Below are 432 nucleotides of genomic sequence, written 5' to 3'. Positions count from 1 at the left end.
CTTACGATATCATGACTTGTTTGCATGACCATTATATTGACCATTCTTTTCCTGTGAAGGATGTGAAAAGTTATAGAGATTATTTGCGTTGTCTTCCTTCGCATTCTTCTTTGTTTTTGGATTACATAGAAAGCAGGGGATATGGTTTTTTAAGATTCAACGAATATTTGAACGATGACGAGGATGATTTTTGTTACGAGTGTGTTTTTGTTAATGACAATAAAGATGAGATACGCCTTTGGGTTAAAGATTTAGAAGAATGTGACAAGGATGGTTTGTATTCGAGTATCGATAATTTAGATTTGGAAAATTGTACGTCTGATGATTTTAAAAGAAGACTCTCAACGATTTGCGAGAAATTTTTTGGATCGTTGTCATGAGTTATCAATTCGCACATTTTGAGATGCTGAGTCGTAAAGTGCTTGTAAAGCC

Annotated in this window: 1 protein-coding gene; it reads left to right on the top strand. The window is 34.3% G+C overall.

Annotated features, from left to right (window positions below; translation table 11 throughout):
- The coding region (locus KP705_RS17940) for a hypothetical protein (protein WP_215765271.1) at positions 1-380 on the top strand (380 nt) is incomplete at its 5' end.
- Positions 381-432 lie beyond the last annotated feature (52 nt).

Origin of the sequence: Gluconobacter sp. P1D12_c (assembly GCF_018812105.1) — a bacterium.
Lineage (GTDB): Bacteria > Pseudomonadota > Alphaproteobacteria > Acetobacterales > Acetobacteraceae > Gluconobacter > Gluconobacter oxydans_A.
This window is presented reverse-complemented; position numbering and strand designations above follow the sequence as displayed.